This window comes from Halochromatium sp., from assembly GCF_046541315.1.
Taxonomy (GTDB): domain Bacteria; phylum Pseudomonadota; class Gammaproteobacteria; order Chromatiales; family Chromatiaceae; genus Lamprobacter.
Genome location: NZ_JBKHDN010000158.1, coordinates 1 through 6,625, shown reverse-complemented (window position 1 = coordinate 6,625; position 6,625 = coordinate 1). Strand labels below are relative to the sequence as shown.

8 protein-coding genes are annotated in these 6,625 nt (G+C 68.1%); all 8 read left to right on the top strand.

All coding sequences use genetic code 11. The features are described 5' to 3' along the window. Positions 1 to 593: Hsp33 family molecular chaperone HslO (locus tag ACLFQI_RS10450; protein WP_410759129.1), on the top strand; the 593-nt coding region annotated here is incomplete at its 5' end. 142 nt (positions 594 to 735) lie between these two features. Further along, a complete protein-coding gene (gene wrbA, locus ACLFQI_RS10445) occupies positions 736 to 1,326 on the top strand; it encodes an NAD(P)H:quinone oxidoreductase (RefSeq protein WP_410759127.1) in 591 nt (196 codons plus the stop codon). An 8-nt stretch (positions 1,327 to 1,334) separates the two neighbouring features. After that, the gene (gene hda / locus ACLFQI_RS10440) at positions 1,335 to 2,150 is read left to right on the top strand and encodes a DnaA regulatory inactivator Hda (RefSeq protein ID WP_410759125.1); all 816 of its coding nucleotides are present in this window, start codon (positions 1,335 to 1,337) and stop codon (positions 2,148 to 2,150) included. A 220-nt stretch (positions 2,151 to 2,370) separates the two neighbouring features. After that, positions 2,371 to 2,808 (top strand): zinc ribbon domain-containing protein, encoded by a 438-nt coding sequence (locus ACLFQI_RS10435; protein ID WP_410759123.1) that lies wholly within the window; start codon positions 2,371 to 2,373, stop codon positions 2,806 to 2,808. A 206-nt stretch (positions 2,809 to 3,014) separates the two neighbouring features. Then, positions 3,015 to 3,746: a bidirectional hydrogenase complex protein HoxU gene (hoxU, locus tag ACLFQI_RS10430; protein ID WP_410759122.1), complete on the top strand. Its 732-nt coding sequence runs from the start codon at positions 3,015 to 3,017 to the stop codon at positions 3,744 to 3,746. Continuing rightward, positions 3,743 to 4,345: an NADP oxidoreductase gene (locus ACLFQI_RS10425; protein ID WP_410759120.1), complete on the top strand. Its 603-nt coding sequence runs from the start codon at positions 3,743 to 3,745 to the stop codon at positions 4,343 to 4,345. The genes hoxU and ACLFQI_RS10425 overlap by 4 nt, the downstream gene beginning before the upstream one ends. Before the next feature lie 165 nt (positions 4,346 to 4,510). Continuing rightward, entirely contained in the window at positions 4,511 to 5,944 is a 1,434-nt protein-coding gene (locus ACLFQI_RS10420) for a Ni/Fe hydrogenase subunit alpha (protein WP_410759118.1), read from the top strand. An 8-nt stretch (positions 5,945 to 5,952) separates the two neighbouring features. Continuing rightward, positions 5,953 to 6,625 (top strand): hydrogenase maturation protease (locus ACLFQI_RS10415; RefSeq protein WP_410759116.1); only part of this gene is annotated, 673 nt, incomplete at its 3' end.

Below are 6,625 nucleotides of genomic sequence, written 5' to 3'. Positions count from 1 at the left end.
CGGGGGAAGACGCCATCCCGGCCGGCGATCTGCGGGCGTTGTTCGGCAACGGACAATTGGTGCTGACGATCGACGCCAAGCAGCGCGACCGTTACCAAGGCATCGTGCCGCTGGAGGGTGCTAGCATCGGCGCCGCCCTCGAAGGCTACTTTGCCGCCTCGGAACAACTGCCCTCGCGCTTCTGGCTCGCCGTCAACGACCAGCGCGCGGCCGGCATGATGTTGCAGCGCTTGCCGGGCGAGAGCGATGATCAGGACGACTGGAACCGAGCCGTGATCCTGGCCGACACCGTGCAGCCGCAAGAACTGCTGCGCCAGACCGCGCCCGAGCTGTTGCGGCGCCTGTTCCACGAGGAGGACATCCGTCTCTTCGAGCCCGAACCGGTGGCCTTCCGCTGTCACTGCTCGCGCGCCCGGGTTGCCGACAACCTGCGCGCCCTCGGACGCGAGGAGGTCGACGCCATCATCGCCGAGCGCGGGCTGATCAAGGTGACCTGCGAGTTCTGCAATCGCGATTACCGCTTCGACGCGGTCGACGCGCGCGGGCTCTTCACCGGCGTCGTCAACGCCTCGGCGCCCTCGGCCCAACACTGAACGCACGCGCCGCCAGACAGCGATCGCCGGTCCGCACCGCCCCGCGCCGCAGGATCGGCGGCGCGTGGGCCAGCCAAGAGCCCCATGGTATCCTGCGCGTCGCAACCACGCTGTCGAACCGCATCCGCGAGACCCCATCGCCATGTCCTATCTGCTCGTTCTCTATTACAGTCGTTATGGTGCCACCGCCGAGATGGCGCGCCAGGTCGCGCGCGGCTCCGAGGAGGCCGGCATGGAGGCCCGCATCCGCACCGTCGCGCCGGTCTCGACGGTCTGCGAGGCGACCGAGGACGCGATCCCCGACGCCGGCGCGCCCTATGCCGAGCAGGCCGATCTGCGCGACTGCGGCGCGCTCGCGCTCGGCAGCCCGACGCGCTTCGGCAACATGGCGGCGGCCATGAAGTACTTTCTCGACGGCAGCTCGCCGCTCTGGCTGGCGGGCGCGCTCACTGGTAAACCGGCCGGGGTCTTCACCTCCACCTCCAGCCTGCATGGCGGCCAGGAGACCACGCTGCTGTCGATGATGCTGCCGCTGATGCACCACGGCATGCTGCTCCTCGGGCTCCCCTACAGCGAGACCGGCCTGCTGCACACCCAGGCGGGTGGCACGCCCTATGGCCCCTCGCACGTCGCCGGCATCGATAACGACCAACCCCTCACCGAGATCGAGCGCCAGCTCTGCCAGGCACTCGGTCGCCGTCTGGCCACCACGGCCGCAGCGCTCGCGCGCTGACGCCACTGGTGCACGAGCAGCCACCGCCGCAGCTTGCGCTCGCACTGCGCCAGCCGGAGCCGAACGGGCTCGACGGTTTCGTCGCCCATGGCAACGGCGCGGTGGTGGCCGCCGTGCGACAATGGGCCGATGGCAGCGGCGAGCCCTATCTCTACATCCACGGCGCGGCGGCGAGCGGCAAGTCGCACCTGCTGGTGTGCGCCGCCGGCGAGATCCGCCAGCGCGGCCTCAGCGTCGTCTACCTGCCGCTCGACACCCCTCGACTGACCCCGGCTGTCCTCGACGACCTCGAGCAACGCGACGCCATTCTGCTCGACGCGGTGCAGGCCATCGCCGGCAATCACGCCTGGGAGCAAGCCCTGTTCCACCTCTACAACCGCGCCCAAGATGCCAGACGCCGGCTGCTCGCGGCCGCCCGTCAGCCGACCGGGCGGCTCGGCTTGCAGCTCGCCGATCTCTCGTCGCGCCTTGCCGCAGGTCCGAGCTACAACCTGAAGCCATTGAGCGACGCCGGCCGCGCCGAATTGCTCCGGGTCGGCGCCGCGCAGCGCGGCTTGCGCCTCGGCGAGGCGATGATCAGTTATATCCTGAGCCGCTGCCCGCGCGACCCCGGCGTCTTGCGCGATCTGCTCGATGGGATCGACCGCGCCGCCCTCGCCGAGCAGCGACAACCCTCGATCCGCTCGATCGGCCGGCTTCTCGAACAGCTCGAGCGCGGCGCCAACGAGCCCTCGACCCAATCCCCGGACCAGTCCCCGAACCAGTCCCCGAACCGGATCCGCCCGGCCACCGGCGATCCGCTCCCGCCCCGCGCCGGCGATTGAGCGCGTTCGCCGCGCCGACGCGCGATATCGCCGAGATCCTTGAGCCTGCGCAATAAAAGACCGCGCCGCTCTTGAACGCTTGCCGGGGACTTGCTTTGATACCCGATGAATTTCAGGGCTTCCGATCAAGTTGCCCACGCATCGGCAACGGCACGCGCCCTGATCGACCGTGATGCCCAACCCGCGCCGCGCGGGCCACAACAGCATAGAGTTCTCAAGCATGGCCTTGATCGATTGTCCGGAATGTGGTGGCCAGGTCTCGGACCGCGCCCCGACTTGCCCACACTGCGGCGTTCCTATCGCCAGCAGCGCCGAGGCGCGCGGCGGCGCCCAGCCCGAGCAGCCCTCCCAAGCCGCCATCGCGTCAGCCAGTGCCGCCGCGCCGGCGGCAGCCAACGCCCTCGACGCGAGCCCTTACGACAGCGTCGAGCCGTTCCGCATACGCCTTGCCGGCCGCCCGCTGCCGATCGCCGGCCTCCTGTTCTGGGGCGGCATGGTGGTCGGCATCATGCTCAAGTACCTCGTTCCACCCTCGGAGCCCGAGGGCGAGACCGAATTCTGGCGCTATCTGCCCTGGCTCATGATCTGGCTTGGCGTGCTCTGGTTCGCGGTCACCGAGTTCGGTGCCCTGATCAAGCACAAACTCAACCGCCGCTGATCCCGACCCCGCTTCGGCGGAAGCCGCTGGCGAGCACGCGCGGCGTCCGTCGTCCGCGTCCGCGTTCAACCAGGGCGCGGGTATAACGCCGCTAACGGCAGGGTCTTGGCGACCAAGAGCGCGCATGCGCCCAGCGCGGAGGTCGTGTATCGTCGGGCCCCAAGGCTCACGCAGCATCCTATCCCTCGACTGATACGGTAAGACCGATGCCCATCATCGTCACGCAACCAAGTGTTCGAGTCGTCACGCTGAGGATCGATGGCCAGGATCTCTCGGCGCGCGAAGACGAGACCATCATCGAAGTGTGCCGGGAGAACAAGATCCCGATCCCCAGCCTGTGCTGGATGGACGGGCTCTCCGTAGTCGGTGCCTGTCGGCTCTGCATGGTCGAGGTGAGCGGTCAAAACCGCCTGCTCGCCGCCTGCGCGACCCGCGTTGCCGAGGGCATGGAGGTCACCACCAACTCCGAGAAGTTGCAGCGCTATCGTCGCACCCTGGTCGAGCTGCTGTTCGCCGAGCGCAACCATATTTGCTCGGTGTGCGTCTCCAACGGCCACTGCGAGCTGCAATGGCTGGCCACGACCTGCGGCGTCGACCATGTGCGCATGCCCTACCGCAATCACGGCTACGCGGTCGACAGCACGCACGAGATGTTCCGCGTCGATCACAACCGCTGCGTGCTCTGTACGCGCTGCGTGCGCGTCTGCGACGAGATCGAGGGCGCCCATACCTGGGACATCATGGGCCGCGGCAGCGACTGCCAGGTCATCACCGATCTCGCCCGACCCTGGGGCGAGAGCGACACCTGCACCAGCTGCGGCAAGTGCGTGCAGGTCTGCCCGACCGGCGCCCTGGTCAAGCAGGGCACGTCGGTCGGCGAGATGGTCAAAGATCAGCACTTCCTGCCGATTCTGGCCCGCCGGAGGTCCGCACGATGACCGCCAACCCCGCAAGCTCGACAGCCGCTGGACAGCAGGCGCAGGCGCCGTCCGCGCCTGTCGGCGGCGCCAAGATCAGCGTCGCGACCATCTGGCTCGATGGCTGCTCCGGTTGCCATATGTCCTTCCTCGACATGGACCAGCGCCTGGTCGATCTGGCCCAGAAGATCGACATCGTCTATAGCCCGTTCGTCGATACCAAGACCCTGCCCGAGCAGGTCGATATCGGCATCATCGAGGGCTCGATCAGCAACGAGGAAGACCGGCACAAGGCGACACTGTTCCGCCAACACTGCAAGCGCCTGGTCAGCCTGGGCGATTGCGCAGTCAATGGCAACATCCCGTCCATGCGCAACCCGTTCAAGCTCGACAGCGTCTACGAGCGCGCCTATCTCGAGAACGTCAACGCCAGCCCGCAGATCCCGAGCGTCGGCGTGCCGGCCCTGCTCCAGACGGTCCTGCCCGTGCATGCGGTGGTCGCGATCGACGTGTTCGTGCCAGGCTGTCCGCCGCATGCCGATGTCATCCACTATGTGCTGAGCGAATTGATCGCCGACCGCATCCCCGACCCACTCAGCATGACTCGGTTCGGCGCCTAGCCGGGGCTAACCCGCCGCCGCCCCCAGCAAGCGGCGGCATCGTCCGAATCCGCCCAGGCCGCGCCGGCCCGGGCCTCACGACCGAGAACGCCGGATTAGAACGCGGGTCGAACTGCACGCCGACCGCCCCTTCCATCAACGCATCATGCCCGGGACCCAGCGACCATGAGCCGAACCATCAGCATCGACCCGGTCACCCGCATCGAGGGCCATGCCCGCATCTCGCTGCAGCTCGCCGACAGCGGCGCCGTCGAGGACGCCAAGTTCCACCTGACCCAATTCCGCGGCTTCGAGAAGTTCTGCGAGGGCCGCCCCTACCGCGAGATGCCGGCCCTGACCGCGCGCACCTGCGGCATCTGCCCGGTCAGCCATCTGCTCGCCTCGAACAAGGCCTGCGACGACCTGCTCGCGGTGACGATCCCGCCCACCGCCGAGAAGTTGCGCCGAATCATGAACCTGGCGCAACTGCTGCAATCGCACGCGCTGTCGTTCTTCCATCTCTCCTCGCCCGATCTCCTGCTCGGTTGGGACTCGGACCCGGGAGAGCGCAACATCTTCGGCGTCATCGCCAAGGACCCGGAACTGGCCAAGCAAGGCATCAAGCTGCGCCAGATCGGCCAGACCATCATCGAGATGCTCGGCGGCAAGAAGATCCACCCGACCTGGGTGGTGCCCGGCGGCGTCAACGAGCCGCTCGACAGCGACAAGCGCGAGGCGATGCTGACCATGCTGCCGGAGGCGCTGACCATCGCCAAGGACACCTACGCGCTGTTCAAGACCCTGGTGCCCAACTTCAAGGACGAGGCCGAACACTTCGGCAACCTGTCGACCCTGTTCCTGTCGCTGGTCTCGCCCAAGGGCCAGCTCGAGCACTACGACGGCTTTCTGCGCATCAAGGACGCGCAGGGCCGCATCGTCGAGGACATGGTGCCGCCGTCGGATTATCCGCGCATCATCGGCGAGGCGGTCGAGGACTTCAGCTACATGAAGTTCCCCTACTACAAGCCCTGGGGCTATCCGAACGGCATCTACCGGGTCGGCCCGCTGGCGCGGCTGAATAACGTCGAGAGCTGCGGCACCCCGTTCGCCGACGTCGCCCTGGCCGAGTTCCACATGCTGCAGGAAGACTCCGGCCCCGTGCGCTCCAGCTTCCACTACCATTACGCGCGCCTGGTCGAGATCATCTTCGCCATCGAGATGATGCAGCGGCTGCTCAAGGATTCGAGCATCCTCGACACCCGCGTGCGCGCCCATGCGCGCGGCAACCGCGACCAGGGCATCGGCGTCGCCGAGGCGCCCCGTGGCACCCTGATGCACCACTACAAGATCGACGACGCGGGCCTGATCACCTGGGTCGATCTCATCATCGCCACCGGCCACAACAACCTGGCGATGAACCGGAGCATCAAGCAGGTCGCCGATGCCTATGTCGATGGCAACAGGCTCAGCGAAGGCATGCTCAATCGCGTCGAGGCGGTGATCCGCTGCTATGACCCCTGCCTCTCCTGCGCCTCGCACGCCTTCGGTCAGATGCCGCTGAGTATCGAGCTGAAGGATGCCGCCGGCACCGTCATCGACCGGCTGGTGCGCGACGCATGAGCCCGGTCATGAGCACGGACATGAGCACGGACCAGGCGCCACCGCAGGACATCGCCGCGCGGCAACGGGCGCAAGCCCCTGCTGCTCGGCAACCCAGCTTGGAGACCGAGCCGCGACCCGCAACGCCCCCTGGGCCAGAGGTGGATCCCGGTCCGGCACATGGGCCTCGATGGGGGCAACAGCCGCCGGCCGAGGCGCCCCCGCTGCGGGCGCTGGTCATCGGCTACGGCAGCCCGATTCGCGGCGACGACGCGCTCGGCCCGCTGGTCGCCGACCAGATCGCGGCTCGCGTCAGCGCCGATCCGGCGCTGAGCGCAGGGGTCGAGGTCCAGGCGCGCCACATCCTGAGCGCCGAGCTGGTCGCCGATCTCGCCCGCGCCGAGCGTGTCGTCTTCATCGACGCCGCCGCGAATCTCCCGGCCGGCGCGGTCGGCTGTCAGCGCCTGACCCCGGATGCCAGCGCCCTCTCGACCATGGCCCACTTCCATGATCCACGCGAGCTGCTCGCCTGGTGTCAGGCCCTCTATCGGCGCGTGCCAGAGACCTGGCTGGTTTCCGCCGGCGGTGCCGACTGGGGCTATGCCTGCTATGCGCTGAGCGCGGCGGCGCAGGCGGCGGTGGCGCCGATGATCGCCGAGGTACTCGGCCGCATCGGCCCTGAGCCGACATCCGCCCCAGCGG

Coding starts and splice junctions, on each gene's coding strand:
- ACLFQI_RS10420 (WP_410759118.1), top strand. CDS start 4,511: ATGAGCCGAACCATCAGCATCGACCCGGTCACCCGCATCGAGGGCCAT.
- ACLFQI_RS10425 (WP_410759120.1), top strand. CDS start 3,743: ATGACCGCCAACCCCGCAAGCTCGACAGCCGCTGGACAGCAGGCGCAG.
- ACLFQI_RS10435 (WP_410759123.1), top strand. CDS start 2,371: ATGGCCTTGATCGATTGTCCGGAATGTGGTGGCCAGGTCTCGGACCGC.
- wrbA (WP_410759127.1), top strand. CDS start 736: ATGTCCTATCTGCTCGTTCTCTATTACAGTCGTTATGGTGCCACCGCC.
- hoxU (WP_410759122.1), top strand. CDS start 3,015: ATGCCCATCATCGTCACGCAACCAAGTGTTCGAGTCGTCACGCTGAGG.